The following is a 26,271-nucleotide window of genomic DNA, read 5'->3' on the forward strand; positions in this document are numbered from 1 at the left end:
GCCCTCGGCGCGGCCCTCGGGCCGCAGGCCCGCCACCCGGGCGGAGCCCGGCAGCACCGCGCGGAGCGCGGAGGAAAGGGCGGGCGGGCGGGGAAAATCCCGTCAGCCGGCGACGATCAGCCGGACACCCGCCGCCGCACACCGCTCAGCCAGGCCGGCGAGGCGCCTGGCGCCCGGCGCCCGCGCCACGCCGACCATGCCCGCACCACACATCTCGTGCCCACCACGGGCGCATCCCGCCCGTGCGACGGCGTGGCGTTCCACGGGGCGGCCGGCCGCCCCGTCAGTATCGCCACGGGTACGCCGGCTCCGCCGGGCGGCGTGGGAGGAGGCACAGGTGGCACTCGGCCGCATCGGGCTGGTCGTCCACGAGGGACGCGAGGAGGCCGTGGAAGCCGCGCACCGGGTCCGCGCGTGGTGCGCGGAACACGCGGTGCCGTGCAGGGACATCGACGTGTGGCACGACGGGGAGCGGCGCAGCGCCCGGGAGGAGATGGCGGACGCGGGCGATCCGGATCTCGTCGTCACCGTCGGCGGCGACGGCACGTTCCTGCGCGGCGCCCGCCTCGCCACCGAGAACGACGCGCTGGTGCTCGGCGTGGACCTCGGCCGGGTGGGGTTCCTGACCGAGGTGCCGCCCACGGCCGTCGACTCGACGCTTGACGCGGTGCGCGAGGGCCGGATCACCGTCGAGCGGCGCATGCTGCTCACGCTGCGCGCCTCCCGCCGGCTCGAGGTGCCGCCTGACGTGGAGGCGCTGACCCGCTACGGCCGCGGCCCGCTGCTGCCGCCGCCCCGGGTGCGCACGGACTGCGCGTCGGGCGGCGACGAGTGGGGGGTCGCGCTGCACGTCAACGCGCTCAACGACGTCGTCCTCGAGAAGCTGTCGCGCGACCGGCAGGTGTCGGTCGCGGTCTACCTCGCCGGCCGGCTCCTGGCCTCCTACTCGGCCGACGCGCTGCTGGTGGCGACCTCGACCGGGTCGACCGCCTACAGCTTCGCGGCCGGCGGTCCCGTCGTGTCGCCGCGCTCGGACGCCCTGGTGTTCACGCCGGTCGCCCCGCACATGGCGTTCAACCGCTCGGTGGTGGCCGCGCCCGACGAGCCCGTGGCGCTCCGGCTCCTGGACCGCTCGGGCCAGGCGGCGGTCAGCATCGACGGCCAGCTGCGCGGGGTCCTCGACCCGGGCGACTGGATCGGCGTCTACGCGGCGCCGCGGCGGCTGCGCGCCATCCGGCTGGGGCCGACGGACTTCTACGGCCGGCTGCGGGAGCGGATGAACCTGACCGACGCCCCGGCCGCCGTCGCGGACGGCGTCGCCGCACCGCTGTGGCCGCTGACCACCCCGCCTCCGCCTGACCTGGCCCACCTGGCGCTGCCGCCGATCCCGACGACTTCCCTCGACTGAGCGGTCGCTCAAAGTCCACTGCTACGCTGCGGTTTGAGCGACCGCTCAAACCGATATTCGACGGCGGCGCTCCGAGGGCTGAGGAGGGGGCGTGGCCGAGCGGCGGGCCGTCGTGGTGGGTGGCGGGATCGGTGGTCTGGCCGCGGCGGTCGCGTTGCGGCGGCGCGGGTGGCGGGTCGAGGTGCTGGAGCGCGCCGAGCGCTTCACGGAGATCGGCGCCGGGATCTCGCTGTGGCCCAACGCGCTGCGCGCCCTCGACCGGCTCGGCCTGGCGTCCCGCCTCCACGCGCTGGGCGCCGTCGAGCGGGGCGGCGGGATGCGGGACCGGGCCGGGCGGTGGCTGGCCCGCACCGACAACGCCGCGATCGAGCGACGCTACGGCTGGCCGCTGCTCGTCCTCCACCGGGCCGATCTGCTCGGGGCCCTCGCCGACGCGCTGCCCGCCGACGTCCTGCGGCCGGGATGCCAGGTCCACGAGGTCCGTCAGGACGGCGCGGGCGTCACGGTGACGCACGGCGCGGGCACGTCCCGCGCCGAACTGCTCGTCGCCGCCGACGGGTTGCGCAGCGCGGTCCGCACGCGGTGGTGGCCGGCGGCGGCGCCGCCGCGGTACGCCGGCCACACCGCCTGGCGGATGGTCACGGACCCGCTCCCCGCGCCGCTGACCGAGGGCGCCGCGACGTGGGGACGGGGCGAGCGGCTCGGGTACACGGCGCTCCCCGGCGGGCGGGTCTACTGCTTCGCGGCCGCCACCGCGCCCGAGGGCGCCAGGGAACCGGGGGCCGGCGGTGAACACGCCGAGCTCAGGCGCCGGTTCGGCGACTGGCCGGCGCCGATCCCCACCCTGCTGTACTTCCTCGGCCTCGGCTTCGTCGAACCGCTGCACACGGCCGTCACCGCCGTGCTCTTCCCGATGTTCCTGGCCGCCACCCGCCGCCGGCCGTCAGGACCGCGCTGGACGGTGTGGCCGGAGGGCCGGGAGCGCGAGCGGCGCCGCGCGCTGGTCGGGCAACTGCTGCTGATCCTCACCGGGTTCGGCCTGTTCGTCGGCGGCGCGACGATCTCCCTCGTCGGCCTCACCGACGTGTTCGTCGGCAGCGACCTGGCGTTCCTGCACGTCACGCCAGAGGCGCTGGAGGCGGCCAACCCGCGCCTGCCGCCGTTCATCGCGCACGACCGGGCCGGGTTCGGCGGGGCGCTGATGGCCGCCGCCGTCGCCATCACCCTGCTCAGCGCCTGGGGTTGGCGGCGCGGCGAGCCCTGGGTGTGGTGGTCGTTGCTGCTGGCCGCGGCGGCCGGCTTCCTGCCGGCCGTCCTGGTGCACGGCGCCATCCACTACGTGGACCTCCGGCATCTGGCGCCGGTCTACGCCGGGATGGCGTTCACCGCCACCGGCCTCGCCCTGGCCCGCCCCTACCTGTGTGCCCGAGACCTTACGGTGAGCGCATGTCCGACACCCGACAACGTCTGATCGACGGCGCGACGGAGACGATCCGTCGGCACGGCATCGCCGGCGCCTCGGCGCGGACGATCGCCGCCACCGCGAACGTCAGCCAGGCGCTGGTCTTCTACCACTTCGGCAGCGTCCACGAGTTGCTGAAGGTCGCCTGCCTGGCGGCCACCGAGGCTCGGGTGGCCGACTACGCGGAGCAGCTGACCGGCGTCACCGATCTGCGCCAACTGCTGGCGCTCGGCCGCCGGTTGCACGCCGAGGAACGGGCGCTCGGCAACGTCACCGTCCTCGGCCAGATGCTGGCCGGCGCCCAGACCGACCCGCACCTCGCCGAGGCGACGGCGGGGGCGCTCGCCCTGTGGGTCGGGCCCGTCGAGGAGACCATCACCCGGCTGATGGCCGACTCGCCGCTGGCCGGCTACGTCGACACCGCGGGGCTGGCCCGCGCCGTGTGCGCCGGGTTCATCGGGCTCGAACTCTTCGAGGGCGTCGACCCGGCGGGCGCCGACGCCGCGTTGGACTCGCTGGACCGGCTGGCCCGACTGGTCGAGGTGATCGACGGCCTCGGCCCCGTCACCCGCCGCGCCCTCCGCGCCCGCCTCCGCGGCTGAGCCCGCCGGGTCGTACCGGGTCAGGGCCGGCGGCCGCGGAAGGTGCGGCGCAGGTCGCTCACCCAGGCGTCGGGGTTCTCCCAGGGGATGAAGTGGCCACCGCGCTCGTGGGCGTTGACGTTGACGTGGTTGAACCAGCCGGCCTGCGGGCCGTTCTCGAATGCCCGGACGCGGTCGTCGGCGGTGTGGATGCCGGGCGGGTTCTCGTAGCTGACGAAGGTGAGGCCGACCGGGGCCTCCACGACCGGAGTGCGGTCGTGGGCGGGGGCCCAGGGGTAGCGGTTGGCGTTGGCGTAGTAACGCATCGACGTGGCGATGGAGTTGTTCACCCAGTAGATCGTGGCGTGGGTGAGCAGGTCGTCCCTGGTGAAGACGGACTCGAGGTCGCCGCCGTTGTCGCTCCAGGCGTGCCAGCGCTTCACCAGCCAGGCGAGCAGTCCGGCGGGCGAGTCGCTGAGTCCGTGGGCCAGGGTGGCGCCGTCCAGCATGTGCACGGTGAGGTGGGACGCGAAACGGTGGTCGGTCTCGATGATCCGGGCGCGGACCTCGGCCGGCTGGTCGTCGGTCAGGGGCCGGTTCCTGGCGAAGTCCCAGGCCCGGTCGCCGGTGAAGAAGTTCAGCGGCAGCCCGGAGCCGATGTGGATGCCGTACAGCTCGTCGGCGTACTTGTGGCCGAGCTGGCTGGAGACGATCCCGCCGATGTCGCAGCCCCCGGCGGCGTACTTCTCGTACCCCAGGGTCTCGGTCATCAGGGTGTGCCAGAGGTCGGACACCTTCCAGAAGTTGACGTCGGGGAAGCCGGTGAGCGGGCCGGGGAAGCCGAACCCCGGCAGGGACGGTACGAGGACGTCGAACGCGTCGGCGGGGTCACCGCCGAACGCTGCCGGGTCGGCGAGCGGGTCGATCACCTTCGACCAGTGCCAGAAGGTCCACGGCCAGCCGTGGGTGAGGATCAACGGGATCGGGCGAGGGCCGCGTCCTGGCTTGCGCAGGAAGTGCACCGGGACACCGGCGACGCTCACCTGGTAGTGCTCGTAGGCGTTGATGGCGGCCTCGGCCGCGCGCCAGTCGTAGCCGTCCCGCCAGTAGGCGACCAGCTCGCGCAGATAGCTGTCCGGAACGCCGTAGGACCAGTCCTCGTTCCCCTCGTCCAGCGGCGGACGGGTGGCGGTGAGCCGGGCGCGCAGGTCGTCGAGGACGTCGTCGGACACCCGGATCGGGCGGGGCTCGAGGGGGAAGGCGTGCGGGGTGGTCATGGCGCGGCTCCTTACCGGTCGGCGAGCCGGGCCGTTCCAGGAAGCGCCGGCACGACGCCCGTGAAGCCTGCCACGACCGGGACACCGACCACCCCGTGGCACCGTTCGACGCGCTCAGGACGGCGTCGAAGGACCACGTTCCGCGACGGCGCTGACGGCGGTGACGAGGAGCGCGACGGCGGCTCCGCCGAGGATCGCGATCGCCGGCGTGGTCAGGGTCAGCGCCGCGGCCGACAGCGACGCGGTGAGGCTGTAACCCACCGCGCCTGCCGCGTACATCACGGAGTAGCCGGCGGCGTGGGCGTGTTCGGGGAGGCGTTCCCTGAGGCTCAAATTGCGGCTGACCATGACGCCGGCCTGGAAGACGCCCGCCAGCAGCAGGGCGGCGGCGATGCCCGGCAGGCCAGGCGGGAGCGTGGTCAGTCCGACGCAGCCGGCGGTGACGACGAGCAGCACCAGGCTCTGGGCGCGCACGGATCCTGGCCAGGTGCGGAGGCCGTAGCAGAACGCGCCGGCCGCGCTGGTCAGCGCGAACCCGGCGAGCAGCGGTCCTGACCAGCTGACGGCGATCCCCCGGTCCTCCAGGAGGGCCGGCAGCATGAGTTCCGCGGTGGCCAGCATCGCCATGGCGGCCGCGCCGGTGAGGTAGACGGGCCAACTGGCCCACAGCGTCCGGCGCATCGGGGCGGCCGCGCGTTCGGCGGCCGGCGGCTCGGGGAGTCGTCCGAGCAGCAAAGCCGCGACGACCAGGAGCAGCGCGCCGAGCACCAGCGGAGCGCCGGGGTGGACCTGGAGCGCCAGGAAGACCACCAGCGCGGGGGACGCGGCCCAGACGATCTGGGTCAGCGTGGCCTCGGCGCTGAGCGCGCGCGGCACCAGGTCTTCGGGGACCAGCCGGGTCAGCATGGTGCGGATGCCGCCAGGGCAGGCGGCCGGCGCCGCGCCGGCCAGGAAGGCCAGCGCCATCAGCACGGGCGAGGACGCGGAGCCGGCCAGCGGCAGGACGCCGAAGGCGAGCGCCCCCACCACCAGACCGACGGCCAACTCCCGCCGCATCCGCCCCCGGCCCAACCGCCCGCCGAGCAGCGCGGCCCCGGCCACCTCCCCCAGCACGTACACCGCCGCCAGGCTCGCACCCAGCGTGTACCCCCCGGGGCTCTCCCGGCTCAGGAAGACGAACGCCAACGGCGCCATCGCCACCGGGATCCTGCTGGCCAGCGCGACCACGGCCCACAGCAGCACCTCACGGGTGACCAGCGCCCGGTAGCCGGGCGCGGCGGCGGTCAGCCGTCCTCCCCTGTCGCCGGATCGTCGCGGTCGTACCCCATCCACTCACGCTCCCTGAACTCGCGTCCCGTGCGACTCGCTGTGACCCGACGTTACCGGGAGTCGGGCACGCGGAGGGAGGTACCGTGACGGGTGACCTGAACGCCTCAGGCGAGGGACGGCTCGGGAGGTTATGGTGGATAACCACCAGATGGGCGTATCGAGTTGAGGTGGGTGGGCACGTGCTCGATCCGATGTCGTTGGAGGCGATCGGCACCGCGGTGACCGCTGCGGCCGGCTCCGCCGGCTCCGAGGCCGGCAGGCAGGGGTGGGCATCCCTCGCGGGCCTGGTTCGGAGGGCGTTCGGGCGCGGCGATGACGTCGAGCCGGACGGCTCGGGGCTGCCGCTCGACCCCGAGGACGACGAGCAGGTTCGTTCCCTGGCGGCTCTCGTCTTCAGCCGGGTGTACCAGGATCCCGAGTTCGCCGAGGCGTTCGAGGAGTGGCGGCGGCGCAACGAGGCCGGTTGGGGGGCCTCGCCCGTCGTCGTGCAGAACACGGTGACCGGCAACGCCACGGTGCACAACCTCGTGCAGGGCCACAGCATCACGTGGAACTCGAAGTAGTCGACCGACCTGGGCGGCGGACGCGGGAACGGCTGGCCTGCGCTATTACCTCTAGCAAATCCCCTCGGATCCCCGTGCCCGCTGTCGCGCTTCATAGCTTGATCAGTCGGTAATTCCAACGGGATCAGTATGGTCGGATTGATCGCGCACCGGGATTTTCGGAGCTTTCCCACAATGCCGAGCCGGTCGGTTTCTCTGGGAGGATGATCCGAGTGCCTTCCGTCCGGACGGCCTGGGCGACTGGCGAACCAGGCTGGGCGGGGTGATGCCGTGGGAAGGGGTAGTCCGCGCCGATCTTCGTGGTCTTCCCGAGAGGCGGTGCTCTAGCGCTGGAGGGCAGGTGGAAGGCGTGGCCGAACCAGATGCGAATGATGCCCCGAGGGCGCGGGAAAGCCCGGTCAACAACCGAATTTCCGGTGGCACGCTGGGGGTGAGCGTCCAGGCGGGAACGATCCTGGGGGACGTCCATGTTCACCAGCCGCCCGGAACCCGGCTCGGAGTGCCGAGACAGTTGCCCCAGATTCCGACCCACTTCACCAACCGTCAGGCCGAGATGCGGGCACTCGACGCAGCGGTCGCCGGGCGCGGGCGGGAGGCGCCGGTGGTGGTGTTGCTCAGTGGGCCCGGCGGGGTGGGCAAGACGGCGTTGGCGTCCTGCTGGGGTAGCCGGATCTCGGGAGACTTCCCCGAGGGACAGTTGTACGCGGATCTCGGTGGGTTCAGCGTCGAGGGCCCGGCGTCGGTGCGTCACGTGTTGGGCGGCTTCCTCAGGGCGTTGGGCGTGGCCGCGGAGAAGGTGCCCCCCGACCTGGCCGAGCAGACCGCGCTGTTTCGCACCCTGACCGTTCGGTCGCGGTTGCTGATGCTGCTGGACAACGCCGCGTCGGCGGCGCAGATTCGTCCCTTGGTGCCGGCCTCGGCCGGCAGCGTGGTGGTGGTCAGCAGTCGATGGCGGCTGGGAGGGTTGCTGGCGGCGGGAGCCGTGCTGGTGGAGGTGGAGGCCCTGTCACAACGCGACGCCGTGGAGTTGCTCAAGCGTTCGGCGGAACAGGCTAGGGACGGTGGGGCGCGACAGCACGTCGACGACCTCGCGGAACTCTGCGGGCGGCTCCCGCTGGCACTGTGCGTCGCAGGTGCACGGCTCGCGTCCCGCCCACGTTGGCCGGTCGCCCGGGTGGTGCGGGAACTGGCCGATGAGCAGCGTCGTCTGGCGGCGTTGTCGACTCGAGGGGATGTGTCCGTGGTGAGCGTGTTCGATCTTTCCTACGAGGACCTGTCCCCCGGCCAGGCACGTGCCTACCGCTGGCTGGCCCTCCATCCCGGCCCGGACTTCAGCGCGGCGGCCGCCGCCGCGGTCGTGGGTCTACCGCTGCCGGATGCCACCGAGGTGTTGGAGACGCTCGTCGACGCGAGTGTCCTCCAGGACAGCGGTATCGACCGATACCGCTTCCACGACCTGATCCGACTGCACGCGCGACGCCGGGCCGAGGCGGAGGACAGCACGGCGACGCGCGACGCGATCCTGCGGCGGGTGGCGGAGTACTACCTGTCCTTCGCGGTGGCGGCCGACCGGGTGGTGATGCCGCAGGAATGGCACGTGGCGCCCGCGTACCGGCGCCCGGAGACGGGCCCTGCGGCCTACCGGACGGGGGTCGAGGCGTTGGACGCACTGGAGTCGGAGCTGCCCAACATCATGTCGATCCTCAGGAAGGCCGGCACCGTCGCCGAACTCGACGACGTGGCATGGCAGTTGTGCGAGGCGATGTGGTCGCTCTTCCTGTACCGGAAGCACTTCCCCGACTGGGTGGCCGCCTACCGGCTGGGGGCGGAGGCGGCGCACCGAAGCGGTGACCAACTGGCCGGCTCTCGCATGCACCACCGGCTGGGGATCGCCCTCCACAATCTCTCTCGCCCCCGCGAAGCACTCGCCGAAGGTCGGGCCGCCCTGGCCGCCGCGCGTGCCGCCGGACACGACTTGGCGGAATCCTCGGCGCTGCAGCTGATGGGCATGGCCCTGCGCGCCAGCGGCCAGTTCGAGGAAGCGATCGACGTACTGCGGCAGGCGGTGACGATGGATCACCGCACCGGGCAGTCGCGCAGTGAGGCACTGGCGCAGCGCCTGCTGGGACAGGCCCTGTACGCGGCGGGGCACAACGATCAGGCGGTCGAGGAGCTCCAGCGGGCCTGCGAACTGGCCGCGGCCCTGTCGGACCCTCCCGTGGAGGCGATGAGCAAGGTCTGCCTGGCGGAAGCGCTCACCCGTGGCGGCCGCCCATCCGACGCCTTGCGACTGGCCCATGAGGCATGGGAGGTCATGCGGCACTCCGGGTCCGACCAGTACCGCGCCAGGACCCTGATGGTCTGGGGCGAGGCAGCCGAGGGAGCGGGAGACCTGAGATCGGCACGGGAACGCCTCGGACGGGCTCTGGCGTTCTTCACCGATGCCGGGGTGCCTGATCTGCGACCGGCTCGGCAGGCCCTCAGCCGGGTCGAGGCCCGGCTCGCCGCCGAGCCCCCATCCCCCGATACCGCGTGACACGTTCCCGGTCGGCCCCGGTACCGGCCGCTCACGAGCCACGGGATCCGCCAGCGGGTGCCGATGCCGCCGGAGTCGGCAGTTCCGCCAGACGATGCCCGGACATGAGCCAGAGGCAGACCTCCACCGCGTACCGCCGCAACTCCTTCCCCTCGACCGTGACGACGACCTGATCGTCCTGCGCTGACAGCACGGCGGTGTCTCCCAGCGCCGGCGTGGCGACCAGGCGGCAGCCTGGCAACGCCCTGAGCCAGCTGCCACCGGCCTGACGAGCGGCGCGAACCGCCCGTGGGGTGGCGCCGATGACCACATCGGCACTCTGCAGCCAGGGCTCGGGAGCGTCTTCCACCGCCACGACCAGTCGGCTACCGCTCTCGCAGGGGCACCCCGCTCGGGACGGGAATCGCCGGGTCTCCACCCACACGCTCACTCCGGGGTGCCGGGCGCTGTGCCGCGTGCACAGCGCCACCACCGGTGCCGTCCCCCGCCTCATGTTCCCGCCCGGTAGTCGAGGCGCGGTTGCACCGTGACCGGCACCGGCGCCGGGACGGCGACGACCCGGGCGGGCCTGGCCGGTTCGGGTAACCGCAGCAGGTCGTACATCATGCGCCGCAGGATGGCACTCGCCTCGCCCGGGCGGGAGGTGACCAGCCCGGCCACCCTCGTCCGCGTCGTCCCCCGATGCGCCGCCGCCGCGGCCCGGAGCTGCGGGGCGAGCGGCTGGCGCAGCCGCAGCTGGGGAGTCAACCGCGCCACCACCTCCGCCAGGCTGCCCTGCCGCAGATCGTGTTTCGGCAGCGACGCCGCCCGAAGGACGGGACGGCCCAGGGCCACCGCGTAACTCGTGACGGAGCCGTAGTCGCCGATGACCATGTCACTGGCGATCAGTGCCGCCCGCCAGCCCTCCTCAGGCGGCAGCAGGAGGAGACCGGCCCGCAGGCACTCCGCCAGCCAGGCCCGAACCGTCCAGGCGCCGTGCACGGCCCAGATGTTGGGGTGCAGGATCGCCGCCACCCGGAACTCGGTCGGGTCGAGCTGCCGGATCAGGCGGTCGGGCAGGTCCGGATGGCGGCCCCACGAGGACTCCGGCTGCCAGGTGGAGGTGACGGTCACCAGCGACTGTCCCTTCCGGATGCCCAGCGCGGCCCGGTAGTGGTCCCGCCACTCCACACTGACCAGCAGCCGGTCGAAGCAGATGTCGCCGGCCACGGTGGCGATCGGAAGCGCCTCCGGGCACGTCCGGCGAAGCACGACGCGTTCGTCGTCGTGGGTGAGCGGCAGGGCCGCCGGCACGAGCCGCCCCCGACACATCAACGCCTCACGGGACAGGCCGTGGAACGGAGACGCCTGCCGACCCGCGCTCCTGGCGCGTAGCCGGGAGCCCATGGACCCCACGCCGTGCGGCACCAGCAGCACCTTCCCATGAAGCTGGGCCGTCGCCGTGTCGCTGGCGGCCAGCACGAGATCGAACTCGCTCTGCACGGCCTGGTGCCAGGGCAACATCAGGCCACCCTGCGCGCGGACGAACTCCTCCGCTCCGCCACTCATCGCCCCGTTCGAGGTCGGCGGCGCGGTGAACACCACCACGAGCCGGTGGTCGGCTTCGAGCAGCGGCAGGACATCCATCAGCCGGGTCCCGGCCACCACATAGGGCACGACGACAAGCACCGTGCGGTACCCCTTCCGCAGCACCCGGCTCTGCGCACCCGACCCAACCGGGCCGTTCAACCACTCGGTCACCCCTATCCCCCCGTGATCATAAGACGATGTTTCGGCCGTCCCTCTGAAATGTGAGGCTCGAAACGATTAGTCAAGTTCTACTGAACTGGGTACGGCACGTGCTAGGACCGAGATGTGGCCCGGGATAGTGGCGGCATAGTCCACAGAGGAGAGGTACGGATGGGGCAGCGGCCCAATGAGCTGACACCCGACCGATCTCCGCTGCATCGGTGGGGCTACGAGCTGAGAGAACTACGGAAAGCACGTGGCCTGTCCCTCAGACAGCTCGCGGAAAAGGCCCACATAGACCACAGTCACCTGGGACGATTCGAGCGTGCGGAGCGAAAAGCCGATCTCGCGCAGGTCAGACATCTTGACGCCGTCTTGAGCGCCGGCGGAATGCTTATTCGCTTATGGGAACGTATTCCCGTTCATGACCATGTGGCCGAACCGACCCGCGATGTGGCCAGCTCGCCCTCGGGCCTCACGGCCCCGTCGCCACGAACGGCAGGCTTGGACGTTGGCCTCCAGGACACGGTGGTCGTCCCCTGCCGGATGCGAGACGGAAGGATCCGATACATGGCGGTACCTCGACGTGCAGTGCTGCTCTCCGGGATGGCTGGTCTCTCGTTCGCCGCCCTCGCGCCCGCGCCCGACGCCGTGGCGATGCCTTCCGCTCCGACCCCCGAGGGCCCCAACCCCATCGAGCACTTCCAGGTGGCCAGGAGGGTACTCATCCAGGCGGACAATCTCCTGGGGCCGCGGCACATCATGGCGACGGTACAACGCAGCATCGAGAGGCTTCGCGCGCTACGCCGCAACGCGTCCGGCCAGGATGCCCGAGCGTTGTTGGAACTACAGGTCAGGTACGGAGAGCTCGCGGGATGGTTCGCGCAGGACCTCGGCCAACCACAGCAGGCGAACACCTGGACGGACCGCGCGCTGCACTGGGCCCACGTCCACGGGGACCCCGACCTGATCAGCTATGTCCTGGGGCGGCGCTCGCAGTTGGCCGCCGACACCGGCGACCACCTGGACACCCTGGACCTGGCCGAAGCGGCCCAGCGGGACACCCCGCCGCGCAGCCGGCTGCACGCCATCGCCGAGGTGCGCCGTGCGCACGGATTGGCGTTGCGCGGCAGGGAATCGGACGCGCTGCGGGCGTACGACCAGGTGCTGGAGCTGGTCGACGCCCTCGACGACCCAGGCCCATGGGGCAGTTGGCTCGACGCCAGATACGTGCGGGTGCACCTGGCCCACTCCCTACACGTTCTGGGCCGGCACTCCGAGGCAGCGGAGGGTTTCCGGGTGGCCATTCGCGCACTCCCCGTTGCGTATCGACGCGACCGAGGGGTCTACCTGGCCCGGCAGGCCCAGGTGTATGCGAGCATCGGCGAACCAGAACAGGCGGCTGTGGTCGGTATGGAGGCACTGGTCATCGCTGCGGAGACCGGATCCGCTCGGATCATCACCGAACTGGCGGCCCTGGAGCGTGCCCTGGTCCATCGATGGCGCGGACAGCCGCGGGTCGTCGAGCTCCGCAACGCGATCGACCGCATCGTGTACCACCACCCGTGACGTCCGGCACAGCCCACCCCCCGACCCGAGAGGCCCCCGTATGTCTCGCCCCTACGTCCTGCTGTCCGTGGCGACCAGCGTCGACGGCTACATCGACGACACCAGCTCGGACCGCCTCTTACTGTCCAGCGAAGCGGACTTCGACCGGGTCGACGAAGTCCGGGCGAGCGTCGACGCCATTCTCATCGGGGCGAACACCATGCGCCGCGACAACCCCAGACTCCTGGTCAACTCCCCAACGAGACGGGCGGCACGGGTGGAGGCCGGCCTGCCCGAGTTTCCGCTGAAGGTGACCGTCACCGCTTCGGGCGATCTCGACGCCGCACTGAAGTTCTGGCACCACGGCGGTGAGAAGATGGTCTTCACCACCGACGCGGCCGCGGCCAAGGTGCGGGCGAACCTCGCCGGCCTGGCCCATGTGGTGTCCACCGGCCCCACGCTCGACTGGCCCCTGGTGCTGGACGAACTCGGTGGCCTGGGCGTGCGGCGGCTCATGGTCGAGGGAGGCGGAACCATCCACACCCAACTCATGGCCCAGGGACTGGCGGACGAGCTGCATCTCGCCATCGCTCCCCTGCTCGTCGGCCAACCCACCGCGCCTCGCTTCCTGCACTCGGCAGACTATCCGGGTGGGCCGTCCGCCCGCATGAGATTGCTGGAAACCCGCATGCTCGGCGACACCGCGCTGCTGCGTTACGCCCCCAAGGACCGCGCCTGATGCCGCCCGTTACCGACGCCGACAGAACCTGGATGCGTCGGGCGATCGAACTGTCCACGCTCTCTCCACCGGCTTCCACGGCCTTCTCGGTGGGGGCGGTTGTCGTCGGCCGCGACGGAGTCGAACTCGCAAGCGGCTACAGCCGCGAGAGCGACGGCCAGGTCCACGCCGAGGAGTCCGCACTGGCGAAGCTGGCACCCCGCGTGCGTACCGCCTCTCTGAAGGGCGCGACGATCTACAGCACGCTCGAACCCTGTTCGCAGCGACGGTCACGCCCGAGGACATGTGCCGAACTGATCCTCGCCTCAGGCCTCCGCCGCGTGGTCATCGCATGGCGTGAACCAGCGCTGCTCGTCGATGACTGCCAGGGGGTCGAACTGCTCGGGGCGTCCGGCGTCGTCGTCGAGGAGCTCGCGGACCTCGCCGCCGCGGCACGGGCCGTGAACGCCCACCTGTTCCCGTCCCAGGACGGCTGAGCCTCCCGCGCGTTTGCAGGCCCTGCCCTGACCGGAGGACAGGCCCTACCGCTCCCGGGTGCGCGGGCCGGCGTACTGCTCGGTGGTGACGGGTTCGGCCCACGTGGTTTCCGGGGTGCCGTCGCCGGTGGTCTCCCACAGGGCGATGTGTTCCATGAAACGGTCGGGGGCCGCGCCGTGCCAGTGTTCCTCGGCCGGCGGGCAACTGACGGTCTCGCCGGGGTGGGCTTCGAGGACGGTGCCGTCGCGGGTGCCGATCAGGGCGATGCCGGAGACGACGTGCAGGGTCTGGCCCACGGCGTGGGAGTGCCAGTTGGTGCGGGCGCCCGGGGAGAAGCGGACGAGGTTCGCCCGCAGCCGGGACGGTTCCTGGCCGGCGACGATGACGTCCCACCAGACGTCGCCGGTGAACCAGTCGGCCGGCGCCTTGCTGGTGGGCTGCCGCGTGACGAATTCCATGAGAGTGCCTTTCGGAACTGCCTACTGGGCGACGTAGCCGCCGTCGACGGGGAGGGCCACGCCGATGACGAAGCTGGCGCCCGGGCTGCACAACCACAGGACGGCCTGGGCGATCTCGTCGGCGGTACCCAGGCGGTTGATGGGCTGGTTGGCTTCGGCCGCCGCGCGGTCGAGCTCCCCCTTGGCGATCATGTCGCTGACCATGGGGGTGTCGATGGTGCCAGGGCAGACGGCGTTGATGCGGATGCCGCGCGGCGCGTACTCCAGGGCGGCGCTGCCCGTCAGGCCGATCACGCCGTGCTTGGAGGCGTGGTAGGAGGCGCGGCCTGGGATGCCGACGAGGCCGCCGAGGGAGGAGCAGTTGACGATCGCGCCGCTGTTCCGGGTGCGCATGTGGCGCAGTTCGTGCTTCATGCTGGCCCAGATGCCGCGCAGGTTGATGGCGTTGACGCGGTCGAACCGGTCGGCGCTCTCCTCGGCGGCGTCGGCGGGCGGGATCTGGACGCCCGCGTTGTTGTAGGCCATGTCGAGGTGGCCGAAGGTGTCCACGGTGCGGTCGACGGCGGCGGCGACCTGGTCCTCGTCGCTGACGTCGCAGACCAGGGCGAGTGCCTGGTGGCCCTCGTCGGTGAGCTGTTTCACGGCCGTGTCGAGGGCGGTCGCGTTGACGTCGGCCAGCGCGACCGCCGCCCCGGACCTGGCGAAGGCGCGGGCGGTGGCCAGGCCCATGCCGGAGCTGGCGCCGGTGACGAAGGCGACCCGGCCGGTGAAGTCGTAGGTGGGGTTCATGACGTGCCTTTCGTGGGGTCGTGCGGGTCAGGGCTTCAGGAGAGCCTTGATGGCGCGGCGCTCGTCCATGGCGCGGTAGCCCTCGGCGACCTGGTCCAGGGGCAGGGTGAGGTCGAAGACCTCGCCGGGGTCGATCCGCCCGGACAGGACCCGGTCGATCAGGTCGGGCAGGTAGCGGCGCACGGGGGCGGGGCCGCCGCGCAGGCCGACGTGGGAGAAGAACAGCTCCTGTCCGTCGATCGCGACCTCGTGGGGGACGCCGACGAAGCCGACGTTCCCGCCGGGGCGCGTGGAGTGCAGGGCCTGCCGCATGGCCTCGGCGGTGCCCACGCACTCCAGCACCGAGTCGGCGCCGATCCCGCCGGTGAGGTCCTTGATCCGCTGGACGCCCTCGTCGCCCCGCTCGGTGACGATGTCGGTGGCGCCGAACCGCAGGGCGAGGTTCTGCCGGGACTCGTGGCGGCTCATCGCGATGATCCGCTCCGCGCCCAGCTCCTTCGCCGCGATCACCCCGCACAGGCCCACCGCGCCGTCACCGACCACGACGGCGGTCGAGCCGGGCCCGACCTCGGCGGCGTCGGCGGCCCACCAGCCGGTGCCCATCACGTCGGAGACGGCCAGCAGGCCGGGCCACAGTTCCTCGTCCGGGATCTCGTCGGTGGCGACCAGCGTGCCCTGGGCGTTCGGGATGCGGACGTGGTCGGCCTGGCAGGTGCTCATGAACTCGCGGTTCAGGCAGTTGGACTGGAAGCCGTTGCGGCAGTTGGCGCAGGCGTTGTCCGAGGTGGCGAACGAGCCGACCACGAACTGGCCGGGGCTGACGGCGGTGACCTCGCTGCCGACCTCCTCCACGAAGCCGACGTACTCGTGCCCCATGGGGTGCGCCGCGCCGACCGGCTCGAGGCCGCGGTAGGGCCACAGGTCGGAGCCGCACACACAGGTGACGGCCGTCCGGATGATCGCGTCGGTGGGCCGGATGATCTTCGGGTCGTCGAGCGACTCGAACCGGACGTCACCTGGGGCGTGGATCACTGCTCCGCGCATGAAGGGGTTCCTTGGGTGCCGGGGCGCGCGGCGCCGGAAGGTGTACCGGCGGGCGCCGTTGTACGGGTTGCCGCCCGGTCACGGACGGCGTCGCGGCCGAGGAGAAGCGCCACGGCATCCAGGTAACCCGCTCCCGGCGCACGCGGCGAGTCATCACCGAAGGGTGTACCGGCGGTACACCCCTTCGGCGGCGCGCGGGACGTACGGTCGGGGGTGTGGGCAACCGTGAAGACGCCCGCGAGTTCCTCACCTCGCGGCGCGCGAAGATCACCCCGGAGCAGGCCGGGCTGCCGTCCGGCGGCCGGCGGCGCGTCCCAGGGCTGCGCAGGAGCGAGGTCGCCGCCCTCGCCGACATGAGCGTGGAGTACTACGCCAAGCTCGAACGCGGCAACCTCGCCGGCGTCTCCCCCACCGTCCTCGAAGCCGTCGCCCGCGCCCTCCACCTCGACGACGCGGAGCGCGCCCACCTCCTCCGTCTGGCGCAGGCCGCGGACGGCTCCGACGCCCTCACCAGGACCCGCCGCCGCGCCACCCGGCAGTGGACGCCGCACCGCAGCCTGCAGTGGGCCCTGGACGCCATCACCGCCGCGCCCGCCTTCGTCCGCAACGGCCGAATGGACCTGCTGGCTGCCAACCCGCTCGGGCACGCCTTCTACCGCGACGTCTACGCCTCCCCCGACAACCAGGCCAACCTCGCCCGCTTCCACTTCCTCGACCCCGCCGCCCGCCGCTTCTACCCCGACTGGGACCGCGCCGCCGACGTCGCCGTCGCCATCCTGCGCACCGAGGCCGGCCGCGACCCCCGCGACAAGGGCCTGCACGACCTCGTCGGCGAACTGTCCACCCGCAGCGACGAGTTCCGCACCCGCTGGGGCGCCCACGACGTCCGCCACCACGGCACCGGCACCAAGCGCTTCCACCACCAGATCGTCGGCGAACTCACCCTGGCCTACGAGGGGCTCGAGCTGGCGGCCGAGCCCGGCCTCACCCTCACCATCTACACCGCGGAACCCGGTTCGTCGTCCGAGGAGGCACTGCGCCTGCTCGCCTCCTGGGCGGCCAGCGGGTCCGATCGTCAGTAGCCGATCTGGAACGTCGCGTCCGCCCGGTCGACGGCGGGTGAGCTCGCGCTCAACGGGTCGGTGCGCAGCAGGTAGTTGGCGTGCCGCAGGTACCGGTCGGGGAAGTTGTGCGAGCGGAAGGAGGTCCAGGAGGCGTCGGCGAGCCCGGGGGCGCGCTGGAAGGTGGCGTCGGCGGCGAAGACGGCGGTGCCGTCGTTCGGGTCCAGGCGGATCACGTGGTCGAAGTGGCGGAGGAAGCGTCCTGGGTAGTTCACCGACTCGAACGACACGGCGCCGGCGTCCGCGAGGCCGGCGACGAGCCGCCACTGGGAGTCCTGGTAGGGGTCGAAGGGGTAGGGGTCGATCCGCCCGGCCAGGTCGCGGTGCCTGATCAGGTGGTCGGGCAGGTTGTGCGACCTGATGCGGCGCCAGGCGGGGGTGCCCCAGCGGGCGACGAGGTTGTCGTGTTCGGCGACCGTGATCGGGCAGATCGTCGCGTGCTTGGCGTTGAGCGGCTGCGTGTAGTCGAACCTGCCGACGGGCGTCCAGCCGTCCCTGGTGATGTCGTCGCTGGCCCAGACGTACAGCTCGCCGTTGACCGGGCTGAAGGAGTCGCCCCAGAGGTACCAGCGGTCGCGCGTGTTGTCCTTGTGGACGATGGGGGCCTCGATCGCGCCGCTGATCACGCCGGCCGTGTAGGTGCCGTTGTCGAAGCTGCGCGGCTGGAGGGTGGCCGAACGGGCGCCGTAGAGGCGGCCGTTGGCGAGGTTCTTGTAGTAGAGGTAGTTGCCGTTCTGGGTGGTGTGCATGGTGGCGTCGAGCACGCCGAAGCCCGGGGAGAAGAACTCCTGGGCGGCGCTCACGGTGCGGAAGTCGGTGGTGTAGTTGACCCAGAAGGAGTCGCGGCCGTCGATGTTGGCCGAGTAGAGGATGCCGTACTGGCCACGGGAGCCGTCCCAGAACGCCTCGGGGGCCCAGCTGTGGGCCTGCCGGTCGTGCAGCCGCAGGCGCCGGTAGCCGGAGAAGGAGCGCAGGTCGGCCGAGTCCCAGGCGTGGATGTACTGGTTGTTCTGGCCGAAGTCGGTGCCGTTCAGGTCGGTGGCGAGGACGATGAAGGTGCCGTCCTGCTTGCGCATGATGAAGGGGTCCCGCAGGCCGCCGGTGCCGGCCGTGGGGGTGGCGACTGGCTGGTTCTGGTTCAGCGGGACCCAGTTGAGGCCGTCCCGGCTGACCGCCAGGTGCAGGGCGTACCGCGCGCCCAGCATGTCGGGCGACTCGGTGAAGTAGCCCATCACGTAGCCGCCGTAGGTCGCCGCGGCGGCCGGTCTGGCGGTCAGTGCCGGGATTCCGACGGTGGCGAGCGCCAGGGTCGCGGCTCCCTGGGTGAGTAAGGTGCGTCGACTCCGCATGATCGTCCGTTTCTCGAGGGGGTGGACACGAACGGGTACCGGTGCCCGGTGATCACCGGGCGGGGCCACGAGGGCCGTTGCGGGGCGCAGGAACAAGATCGGTCCGAGATTTCGGACGGCGTTCATCGATTCGAACGGAATGTAGGGGTGGGCACGGCGGGTGTCAACGTGCCGCGGGCGCGGTGACGGCACGGTGTTCGGCGCGGACGGGGCGCGTCGCGCGGAGCGTTTAGGATGCCGTGATCGCCGGCCGAGGGGCCGGCCGGGAGTGGAGCGGTGTGACCCAGCGGGGTTCGGGACGTCCCCCGAGCATGGTGGATGTGGCCAGGGAAGCGGGCGTGGCGCACGTCACCGTCAGTCGCGTGCTCAACAACCACCCGTCGGTTCGCCCCGCGACGAGGGAGCGGGTGCTCGCCGCCATCGAGCGGCTCGGCTACCGCAGGAACGACGTGGCGCGGTCGTTGAAGAGCGGGCGGTCGATGACCATCGGCGTGGTCATCGCGGGGTCCGAGCTCTTCGAGCTCCCCCGCATCCTGCTCGGCGTCGAGGAGGCGGCCCAACGCGCCGGCTACTGGGTGAACATGAGCAGCTGGCAGGGCGGCGACGCGGACCGGCTCACCGAGACGGTGGACCGGCTGGCGAACCAGGCCGCCGAGGGGGTCGCCGTCATCGCCGACCGCCCGGTGGGCGTGGACGCCCTGGAGCGTCTCGTCACGCGGGTGCCGATGTCGGTGGTCATGTCCGGCGACCTGGCGAACCCGGCCATCGGCTCGGTCGAGCTCGACCAGGAGCTCGGCGCCCGGCTCGCCACCCGCCACCTGCTGGAGCTCGGCCACCGCGACATCGCGCATCTCACCGGCCGGCTCGGCACCTTCGACGCCCGCGCCCGGGTCGACGGCTGGCGTGCGGAGATGCGGGAGGCCGGCGTCGCGTCGCCCGAGCTGCTTGAGGGGGACTTCTCGGCCGACAGCGGCTACCGACTCGGGCTCGAACTGGCCCGCCGCGAGCGGCGGCCGACCGCCCTGTTCGCGGGGAACGACCAGATGGCCATGGGCGTGCTCGCGGCGTTCGCGGAGGCCGGCGTCTCCGTGCCTGGGGACGTCTCGCTCGTCGGCTTCGACGACATGCGGGGCTCCGCGTACCTGGTGCCTTCGCTGACCACGGTGCGGCAGGACTTCGTGGCGCTGGGCCGCACCTGCGTCGAGGTGCTGATCGGCGTGATGGGCGGGGAACGGCCCCGCCACCACCTCATCGCGCCGGCGCTGGTCGCCAGGCGCAGCTCGGCCCCACCGGCACCACCGGCCCAACCGCCAGGCGCCCCCCGGTAGCCGCGCGCCGCGAGCGAGTTGGACGCCGCGCACCACCGCGTCGCCGAGCAGGACGAAGGTCCACACGCGGCCCGCGCCGTAGCGGAAGCCCTCCGCTCCGGCGAGGTCACGCGGGGCGGAGCCGTTCAGCAGCGTCAGCGCGTCGCCGCCGGCGGCCAGGTCCGCGATCCAGCACAGGTCGGCGACGACCAGGGCGCCCTGGGCCGCGGCGAAGAGCAGAGCGTGGCCGCCGAGTTCGACGAGGAGGTGGTGGCGCTGTGCCGGCGCGCCATCGACCGGCTCGCCGGGGACGGCGTCATCGCCCCAGGACACGACCGGGAGACCCTGGTCGCCGAGTTCCGCGCGCTGACCGAGGGCCTGTCCTTCAGGCCGCGATGTGGCCGGAGGCCACGCCCCCCGACGAGATCCGCGCCGTGATGCGCGGCTGGCTCGACGCCCTCCCCCACCGCCCACCGCCGCCGCCACCCGACTGGGTCCTGTCTTTTGGATCTTCGTGGATCAGGCCTTGGCTCCCCCAGGCCTGGCGGCCTGGGTGGGGGTGCCCCCTGCACGGAGTGCTTGGGGGAGTGCCCCCATTCGCTTCGCTCAAGGCGCCCCACGCGGCGGAGCCGCACATCGACCGCGGCGCAGCTCATACTTGGCCGTATTCGCGCGCGGCGCCTGACATGCCGCTCCGCGGCGTGGGGTAACGCAGCGAGGTGCCGTAGCTGGCGTCGCGGCCCCACGAAGATCCGGAAGACAGGCCCTAGGCCTATCGGCCCGAGTACGTCACGTCCTCGGCGACAGCCCACGGCGCCTCGGCCGGCCCCTGGTGCGCGACGCCGAGGAGCACGCCGACGAAGCCGCCGGCGTCCTCGGTGCTCAACAGCCGCGCGTCGACGGTGGCGTGGACGTCGAGGACACCGTCGGTCACCGTGCCGAAGGAGTAGCGGCGCCCGTCGGAGCGGATCTCCAGCCGCTGCCGGTCGGCGCCGGGGCGGCGGGCCAGGACGGTGTGGGCGCCGCCGGACCGCAGGACGGTCTCGACCACGACGTCGCCTTCGGGGGCGCGCCGCACCCGCTGGGCGACGTAGCGGTCCTGGTGCTGGAACGCGACAAGACCGGTGTGGGCCTCCGACGAGGCCGAAGCCGGGACCCAAGCCGGGGCCTGGACCGTCGCGGCGAACGCGCAGTGGTGCCGGTCCTGTCGGCGGCCGAGGAACGCGGGGCGGCCGAGGGAGGCGAGTTCGTCAGGCGCGGGGGCGAGTGCCAGGTTCGCGCCGTGCCAGCGGTGCGCGACGGGTCCGCGCAGGCCGACCCAGTCGGCGGGGGCGTCCTCGTCGGGCGCCTCGTGGTCGGCGAACCCGGTCAGCATGCCGACGCCGGGGGCGAACACCGGGCCCGCCGGCTCCCAGGAGACCGGCACCAGGAAGACCTCGCGGCCCAGCGTGTGCCAGCCGTCCAGCGGGCGGACGCCCAACACCACGGCCCAGGTGTCCCCTTCGGGCGTGTCGACCAGGTCGGCGTGGCCGACGTTCTGCACGGCGGCGCCCGCCCCCAGGTGGCGGTGGGTCAGCAGCGGGCTGCGCGGGTCGGTCGTATAGGGGCCGGTGGGCGCGGTCGCGGTGGCCGCGGTCACGGCGTGGTTGCGCTCGGTGCCGCCCTCGGCCGCCAGCAGGTGGTAGGCGTCGCCCCGCCGGTAGAGGTGCGGGGCCTCGGCCCAGGCGCCGGCGACCGCGCCGTGCCAGATCACCCGGGTCGGGCCCACCAGGCGGAGCGCGCGGTGGTCGAACTCGCGGAGGTAGATCTCGGCGGGCCCGGTGGCGTCGGCGGCGAGCGTGTCCCGGGTGGCGGTGAACCAGGCGCGGCCGTCGTCGTCGAAGAACAGCGAGGGGTCGATGCCGTCGGCGCCCAGGTCGACCGGCGGCGACCAGGGCCCGGCCGGATCGGTCGCGGTGCTGACGAACGCCGCGCGGCCCCTGCGGTGTTCGGCGACCGTGTAGACGACGTGGAAGCGCCCGTCGTGGTACCGGATGGTGGGCGCCCACACGCCGTCGGAGACGTCGAGCCCGGCCAGGTCGACATGGGCCGGATCCGCCAGCACGTGCCCGACGCGCTCCCACCGCACCAGGTCCCGGCTGCGGTGCACGGGGAGCCCGGGGAAGTAGGTGAACGACGAGGTGACGAGGTAGTAGTCACCGCCGACGCGGCAGATCGACGGGTCCGGGTGACAGCCCGCGACGACGGGACGTATCTCGGCAGCGGACACATCGGCTCCTTGGTGTGTGCGTGGGTGTGGGTGTGCGTGGGTGCGTGGGTGCGTGGGGGTGTGTGGGTGCGTCGGGGTGTGTGGGGCAGGCCACTTGACGAATGACAACGTTGCCATGAGCATAAGGCAACCTCAGACAGGGACAAGCGGGACGCTTCCCCTGTGCGTCAAAGGAGATGTGCATGACCACGCCACCGCGAACTCGTAGCGGCGCAGGCCGATTTCGCCTCGCCCGCGCGCTGACGGCCATAGCCGTGGGTGGCGCCACCACCGTCCTCGCGGGGTGCGGCGCCGGTTCCGACGAGGCGGACGGGCCCGTCACGCTGGAGTTCTGGACCTACAGCCTCAAGGGCGCGGATCCCGCCGCCCAGGCGATCATCGAACGGTACGAGGAGGAGCACCCGGGCGTCACCATCAGGCTCTCCGAGGTCGGTGGCACGGCGGAGACCTCGTCCAAGCTGCTCGCCGCCGACCGCGCCGACGACGTGCCGGACATCGTGCAGGTCGAGTACCGGGCGCTGCCCTCCCTGGTGGTCTCCGGCGTGGTCCGGGACATCACCGACGACGTCGCCGACGCGCGGGAGAACGTCGACGAGAACGTCTGGGCACTCAACAGCGTCGACGACCGGGTCTACGGCGTGCCGCAGGACATCGGCCCCATGATGTTCACCTACCGGGCCGACCTGTTCGAGGAGTACGGGGTCGAGGTGCCGACGACGTGGGAGGAGTACGCGGCGGCGGCCGAGACCATCCACGCCCAGGACCCCGACGTCTACATCGCCAGCTTCTCGGCCAGCCAGTTCGAGTTCTTCGCCGCGCAGGCCGCCCAGGCCGGCTCCCGCTGGTGGAGCGCCGACGACGAGGGGTGGACGGTGGGCATCGCCGACGAGGCGTCGCTGCGGACCGCGGACTTCTGGCAGGACCTCGTCGAACGCGACCTGGTCTCCGTCGAGCCACTGCTCACCCCCGAGTGGAACGCCAAGATCAACGACGGCCGGATCCTCAGCTGGGCGGCCGCCGCCTGGGCGCCGAGCGTGCTGTACTCGGTGGCCCCGGACACCGCCGGGCAGTGGGCCGCCGCGCCGCTGCCGCAGTGGACGCCCGGCGACCCGGCGGTGCCGTTCCAGGGCGGGTCGACCTACCTGATCCCCGAGAAGTCAGAACACGCCGAGGAGGCAGCGGAGTTCGCCGCCTGGCTCGGCGCCTCGGACGAGGGCTCCGAGCTGCTCCTCGACCTGGACCTCTATCCGGGCGGCAACGGCGGGCGGGCGGCCACCCTCGAAAGCGACCCGCCGCGCCTGATGCCCGAGCAGACGGACTTCTACGCGATGGCCGACCAGGTCATCCAGGACACCACGATCCCGATGACCTGGGGTCCCAACGTGAACGTGGCGCAGGGCGCGTTCGGCGACGCGCTCAACCAGGCCGCGCTCGACGGCACCCCGTTCCGCGACGTGTACACGGCCACACAGGAGACCGTCGTCGAGGATCTGGCCAACTCCGGTTACCCGGTGCGGCGATGACCGCGGAGCGGGCCACCACCCTTCCGCCGGGCGCCCGTTCCGTGGGCGGCGCCCGGCGGGAGCAGGCGCCGCCGCGTCGGGGTCGCCAGGCCAGGCGCCGGCTCGTCCCCTGGTTCTTCGTCACCCCGGCCATGGCGTTCTTCGTCGCGTTCCTGCTGGTGCCCATCGGCTACGCGCTGTACCTGAGCTTCCGCGGCCTGCGGGTCGAGGGCTCGGGGGCCTACGGCCGTCGCGTCGAGGGGTTCATCGGCCTCGACAACTACACGGCCGTCTTCAGTGACGCGGAGTTCCTGGCGGGCCTGGGGCGGCTGCTCGGCTACGGGCTGATCGCCGTGCCGAGCGTGCTGGGCCTGGCCCTGCTCTTCGCGCTGCTGCTCGACACGCCGCGGGTACGCTTCGCGGGCTTCGCCAGGACGGCGATCTTCCTGCCCTACGCGGTGCCCGGGGTGATCGCCAGCCTGCTGTGGGGCTTCCTCTACCTGCCGAGCACCAGCCCGGTGAGCTACCTCGCCAAGGAACTCGGCGGCGGCCCGCTCGACATGCTCTCCTACCCGACCCTCTACTTCTCGCTGGCCAACATCGCGCTCTGGTCGGGCGTCGGGTTCAACATGATCATCATCTACACCTCGCTGCGGTCGATCCCGACGGAGATCTACGAGGCGGCGCGGATCGACGGCGCCTCGGAGCGGACCATCGCCCTCCGCATCAAGGTGCCGCTGGTGGCCCCGGCACTCGTGCTGACCGGCCTGTTCTCGATCATCGGCACCATTCAGCTCTACAGCGAGCCGGCGACGCTGCGGCCGATCACGACCACCATCTCCTCGACCTGGGTGCCGCTGATGAAGATCTACCAGGAGGCGTTCATGAACGACAACCTGGGCGGGGCCGCGGCGGCCTCGGTCGTCCTGGCCGTCGGCACGCTGCTCGTCTCCCTCGTCGTCCTCCGCTTCTTCCAGCGGCGCACCTTCGGCGGTGACGCGTGAGCGCCGTCGCCCCGAGGGCCGGGGCGCGGACGGCGCCGGTCGCGACCCTGGTGCTGCTGGCCGGCGCGGTGTACTGCCTGGTGCCGGTGGTGTGGGTGCTCGTCGCGTCCTCCAAGTCGCCGCGCGAGCTCTTCACCAGCTTCACCTTCGCGCCCGGCACCGGTCTCTGGGACAACCTCACCACGCTCAGCACCTACGGCGACGGGCAGTTCTGGCGCTGGGGCCTCAACTCGCTGATCTACGCGGGCGGTGGCGCGCTGGCTTCGACGCTGGTCTCGGCGATGGCGGGCTACGGCCTGGCGAAGTTCGCGTTCCGGGGGCGCGAGGTGCTGTTCGGCTTCATCCTGGCCGGGGTCCTGGTACCCGGGATCGTGTTGGCCATCCCGCAGTACCTGTTGCTGGCGGAGCTTGGCCTGGCCGGCACCTACTGGTCGGTCCTGCTGCCCACCGTGATCAACCCGTTCGGGATCTTCCTCTGCCGAGTGTTCGCGCAGGCGGCGGTGCCGACCGAGACGCTTGAGGCGGCGCGGGTGGACGGCAGCGGGGAGCTGCGGATCTTCGCCACCATCGTGCTGCCGATGATGACGCAGGGTCTGGTCACCGTGTTCCTGTTGCAGTTCGTCGGGATCTGGAACAACTTCCTGCTCCCGTTCATCATGCTCTCCGACCAGGACAAGTACCCGATGACGCTCGGCCTCTACTCGTTCCTGGCCAAGGGCGCGGGGGACACCGACCTCTACCCGCTGATCATCGTCGGCTCCGCCCTCTCGATCCTGCCGCTGATCGCCGTGCTCCTGGCGCTGCAACGGTTCTGGCGCGCCGACCTGCTGGCCGGCGGGCTCAAGGGCTGAGCACCGGGCCGCCGTGACCCACGCCGGCGGGGCGTGGGTCACGGCACCCCCCGTCGTCAGTCCTCGACGAGGGTCAGGACGCGGTCGTTGAGCGGCTGGGTCGGCCGGTTGCTCTTGTGGAAGATGTGCCGGTACGCGGTGACCTGACCCGGGGTGACGGACACCGGGTCGTCGAGCACGATCCACCGCACGCCCTCGGTGCAGGGCGGGGTGGTCAGCGAGCCGTCGTACCGGTACTGGTCGCGGCCTTCCGGCAGGAACTCGGCGAGGTCGAACGGCTCGTCGACGGCCGCCTCCTCGCCCTCCTCGGTCGGGAGGTTCGGCCAGAGGTCGGTGAAGGCGGACTCCCCCGCCTCCCGCTCCATCAGCACCCCGACGACGGCGAGTTCGCCGGCGGCGTCCGCGTGGACGAAGTGCATCTCCATCGCGGTGTGTTCGCCGTCCTCCGTGTGCTCACCAATGATCAAAATCGGGTAAGTATTCCTACAAGACGCGGGGGACGATGGCCCCATGACCCGAGCGACGAGGGAACCGCTGCCGGGGCGCGGTCTCGTCCTGGCCGTGCCGGACCGCGGGGCGGGCCCGCCCGCGCTGCCACCGCTGTCCGCCGCGGCGATGCGGGCCGGCGCCGACTGGCCCCACCGGTACGCGGGGTGGCTGGAGGAGTCCGGGCATGGCCCACCGCACCACGGGCGCTGGCGGCTGTCCAGGCGCGACACCCGCACGCCCGGCATCTGGGAGTGCGACCTCGTCGTGGACTGGCCGGACGCCACCCTCGAACTGCTCTGCGGGGGCGGCTGGCACGGCGTGCTGCCACTGCGTCCGGTCTCGGCCCCTGACGCCCCGCGCGTGCGGGCGTACCGGAAGCACGCGCGCGACGGCACCCTCGCGCCCGTGCTGTTGTGGTGGGTGTCGTTCCTGGACGGTTG

General features: G+C 72.1%; 24 protein-coding genes and 1 pseudogene. 15 read left to right on the forward strand and 10 right to left on the reverse strand.

Going from position 1 to position 26,271, the window contains the following annotated elements; genetic code table 11:
• Positions 1-337: 337 nt before the first annotated feature.
• The 3 genes from ACYVPE_RS00005 (at position 338) to ACYVPE_RS00015 (ending at position 3,472) form a co-directional block, all read left to right on the forward strand.
• Positions 338-1,408, forward strand: a complete 1,071-nt coding sequence (locus ACYVPE_RS00005) for an NAD(+)/NADH kinase (protein ID WP_461031207.1) — start codon at positions 338-340, stop codon at positions 1,406-1,408.
• Positions 1,409-1,499: 91 nt separating this feature from the next.
• Positions 1,500-2,879, forward strand: coding sequence for an FAD-dependent monooxygenase (locus tag ACYVPE_RS00010; protein WP_461031208.1), 1,380 nt, complete (start codon positions 1,500-1,502; stop codon positions 2,877-2,879).
• Complete coding sequence (locus ACYVPE_RS00015; RefSeq protein WP_461031209.1) at positions 2,855-3,472, forward strand: TetR/AcrR family transcriptional regulator; 618 nt, start codon at positions 2,855-2,857, stop codon at positions 3,470-3,472. The genes ACYVPE_RS00010 and ACYVPE_RS00015 overlap by 25 nt, the downstream gene beginning before the upstream one ends.
• Before the next feature lie 20 nt (positions 3,473-3,492).
• Here the strand turns inward: ACYVPE_RS00015 and ACYVPE_RS00020 are convergent, their stop codons facing one another.
• Together ACYVPE_RS00020 and ACYVPE_RS00025 are read right to left on the reverse strand one after the other, a co-directional pair.
• Positions 3,493-4,728, reverse strand: a complete 1,236-nt coding sequence (locus tag ACYVPE_RS00020; RefSeq protein ID WP_461031210.1) for an epoxide hydrolase family protein — start codon at positions 4,726-4,728, stop codon at positions 3,493-3,495.
• A 114-nt stretch (positions 4,729-4,842) separates the two neighbouring features.
• Positions 4,843-6,060: an MFS transporter gene (locus tag ACYVPE_RS00025; protein ID WP_461031211.1), complete on the reverse strand. Its 1,218-nt coding sequence runs from the start codon at positions 6,058-6,060 to the stop codon at positions 4,843-4,845.
• 176 nt (positions 6,061-6,236) lie between these two features.
• Here ACYVPE_RS00025 and ACYVPE_RS00030 point away from each other — a divergent pair, with 176 nt between their 5' ends.
• Complete coding sequence (locus tag ACYVPE_RS00030; RefSeq protein ID WP_461031212.1) at positions 6,237-6,620, forward strand: hypothetical protein; 384 nt, start codon at positions 6,237-6,239, stop codon at positions 6,618-6,620.
• 340 nt (positions 6,621-6,960) lie between these two features.
• Positions 6,961-9,156, forward strand: a complete 2,196-nt coding sequence (locus tag ACYVPE_RS00035) for a tetratricopeptide repeat protein (RefSeq protein ID WP_461031213.1) — start codon at positions 6,961-6,963, stop codon at positions 9,154-9,156.
• Positions 9,157-9,187: 31 nt separating this feature from the next.
• Here the strand turns inward: ACYVPE_RS00035 and ACYVPE_RS00040 are convergent, their stop codons facing one another.
• Both ACYVPE_RS00040 and ACYVPE_RS00045 read right to left on the reverse strand, forming a co-directional pair.
• The gene (locus ACYVPE_RS00040; protein ID WP_461031214.1) at positions 9,188-9,511 is read right to left on the reverse strand and encodes a hypothetical protein; all 324 of its coding nucleotides are present in this window, start codon (positions 9,509-9,511) and stop codon (positions 9,188-9,190) included.
• A 134-nt stretch (positions 9,512-9,645) separates the two neighbouring features.
• On the reverse strand, positions 9,646-10,896 hold the full coding sequence (locus tag ACYVPE_RS00045; RefSeq protein ID WP_461031215.1) for a hypothetical protein: 1,251 nt from the start codon (positions 10,894-10,896) through the stop codon (positions 9,646-9,648).
• 159 nt (positions 10,897-11,055) lie between these two features.
• On the opposite strand from ACYVPE_RS00045, the pseudogene ACYVPE_RS00050 reads away from it, so the two are divergent.
• From ACYVPE_RS00050 to ACYVPE_RS00065, 4 genes and pseudogenes are all read left to right on the forward strand, one after another.
• Positions 11,056-11,268: pseudogene (locus ACYVPE_RS00050) on the forward strand (helix-turn-helix domain-containing protein); the annotation flags it as partial.
• 186 nt (positions 11,269-11,454) lie between these two features.
• Entirely contained in the window at positions 11,455-12,453 is a 999-nt protein-coding gene (locus ACYVPE_RS00055) for a DNA-binding protein (RefSeq protein ID WP_461031390.1), read from the forward strand.
• Between the two features lie 67 nt (positions 12,454-12,520).
• Positions 12,521-13,171, forward strand: a complete 651-nt coding sequence (locus tag ACYVPE_RS00060) for a RibD family protein (RefSeq protein ID WP_461031216.1) — start codon at positions 12,521-12,523, stop codon at positions 13,169-13,171.
• The gene (locus ACYVPE_RS00065) at positions 13,171-13,647 is read left to right on the forward strand and encodes a deaminase (protein WP_461031217.1); all 477 of its coding nucleotides are present in this window, start codon (positions 13,171-13,173) and stop codon (positions 13,645-13,647) included. Before ACYVPE_RS00060 ends, ACYVPE_RS00065 begins: the two co-directional genes overlap by 1 nt.
• Before the next feature lie 45 nt (positions 13,648-13,692).
• On the opposite strand, the gene ACYVPE_RS00070 is transcribed toward ACYVPE_RS00065, so the two are convergent.
• Genes ACYVPE_RS00070 through ACYVPE_RS00080 form a run of 3 tightly spaced genes read right to left on the reverse strand, consistent with a single transcriptional unit; the run spans position 13,693 to position 15,939 of the window.
• Positions 13,693-14,106, reverse strand: coding sequence for a (R)-mandelonitrile lyase (locus ACYVPE_RS00070; RefSeq protein ID WP_461031218.1), 414 nt, complete (start codon positions 14,104-14,106; stop codon positions 13,693-13,695).
• Between the two features lie 21 nt (positions 14,107-14,127).
• The gene (locus tag ACYVPE_RS00075) at positions 14,128-14,895 is read right to left on the reverse strand and encodes an SDR family NAD(P)-dependent oxidoreductase (RefSeq protein ID WP_461031219.1); all 768 of its coding nucleotides are present in this window, start codon (positions 14,893-14,895) and stop codon (positions 14,128-14,130) included.
• A gap of 27 nt (positions 14,896-14,922) precedes the next feature.
• Positions 14,923-15,939, reverse strand: coding sequence for a zinc-dependent alcohol dehydrogenase family protein (locus ACYVPE_RS00080; RefSeq protein ID WP_461031220.1), 1,017 nt, complete (start codon positions 15,937-15,939; stop codon positions 14,923-14,925).
• Between the two features lie 215 nt (positions 15,940-16,154).
• On the opposite strand from ACYVPE_RS00080, the gene ACYVPE_RS00085 reads away from it, so the two are divergent.
• Complete coding sequence (locus ACYVPE_RS00085) at positions 16,155-17,021, forward strand: helix-turn-helix transcriptional regulator (protein ID WP_461031221.1); 867 nt, start codon at positions 16,155-16,157, stop codon at positions 17,019-17,021.
• Here the strand turns inward: ACYVPE_RS00085 and ACYVPE_RS00090 are convergent.
• Complete coding sequence (locus tag ACYVPE_RS00090) at positions 17,015-18,409, reverse strand: glycoside hydrolase family 43 protein (RefSeq protein WP_461031222.1); 1,395 nt, start codon at positions 18,407-18,409, stop codon at positions 17,015-17,017. The two genes, ACYVPE_RS00085 and ACYVPE_RS00090, sit on opposite strands and share 7 nt — an antisense overlap.
• A gap of 311 nt (positions 18,410-18,720) precedes the next feature.
• Here ACYVPE_RS00090 and ACYVPE_RS00095 point away from each other — a divergent pair, with 311 nt between their 5' ends.
• Together ACYVPE_RS00095 and ACYVPE_RS00100 are read left to right on the forward strand one after the other, a co-directional pair.
• Complete coding sequence (locus tag ACYVPE_RS00095) at positions 18,721-19,737, forward strand: LacI family DNA-binding transcriptional regulator (protein WP_461031223.1); 1,017 nt, start codon at positions 18,721-18,723, stop codon at positions 19,735-19,737.
• 18 nt (positions 19,738-19,755) lie between these two features.
• On the forward strand, positions 19,756-20,154 hold the full coding sequence (locus tag ACYVPE_RS00100) for a hypothetical protein (RefSeq protein WP_461031224.1): 399 nt from the start codon (positions 19,756-19,758) through the stop codon (positions 20,152-20,154).
• 334 nt (positions 20,155-20,488) lie between these two features.
• On the opposite strand, the gene ACYVPE_RS00105 is transcribed toward ACYVPE_RS00100, so the two are convergent.
• The gene (locus tag ACYVPE_RS00105) at positions 20,489-21,985 is read right to left on the reverse strand and encodes a glycoside hydrolase family 43 protein (RefSeq protein ID WP_461031225.1); all 1,497 of its coding nucleotides are present in this window, start codon (positions 21,983-21,985) and stop codon (positions 20,489-20,491) included.
• 182 nt (positions 21,986-22,167) lie between these two features.
• On the opposite strand from ACYVPE_RS00105, the gene ACYVPE_RS00110 reads away from it, so the two are divergent.
• The 3 genes from ACYVPE_RS00110 to ACYVPE_RS00120 are packed head-to-tail and all read left to right on the forward strand — an operon-like array spanning position 22,168 to position 25,342.
• The gene (locus ACYVPE_RS00110; protein WP_461031226.1) at positions 22,168-23,508 is read left to right on the forward strand and encodes an ABC transporter substrate-binding protein; all 1,341 of its coding nucleotides are present in this window, start codon (positions 22,168-22,170) and stop codon (positions 23,506-23,508) included.
• Positions 23,505-24,491, forward strand: coding sequence for a carbohydrate ABC transporter permease (locus tag ACYVPE_RS00115; protein ID WP_461031227.1), 987 nt, complete (start codon positions 23,505-23,507; stop codon positions 24,489-24,491). The genes ACYVPE_RS00110 and ACYVPE_RS00115 overlap by 4 nt, the downstream gene beginning before the upstream one ends.
• Positions 24,488-25,342, forward strand: a complete 855-nt coding sequence (locus ACYVPE_RS00120; protein WP_461031228.1) for a carbohydrate ABC transporter permease — start codon at positions 24,488-24,490, stop codon at positions 25,340-25,342. The genes ACYVPE_RS00115 and ACYVPE_RS00120 overlap by 4 nt, the downstream gene beginning before the upstream one ends.
• A 56-nt stretch (positions 25,343-25,398) precedes the next feature.
• Here ACYVPE_RS00120 and ACYVPE_RS00125 read toward each other — a convergent pair whose 3' ends face one another.
• Complete coding sequence (locus ACYVPE_RS00125; RefSeq protein ID WP_461031229.1) at positions 25,399-25,809, reverse strand: carbonic anhydrase family protein; 411 nt, start codon at positions 25,807-25,809, stop codon at positions 25,399-25,401.
• Positions 25,810-26,271 lie beyond the last annotated feature (462 nt).

It is taken from the genome of Streptomyces mayteni (genome assembly GCF_054783955.1).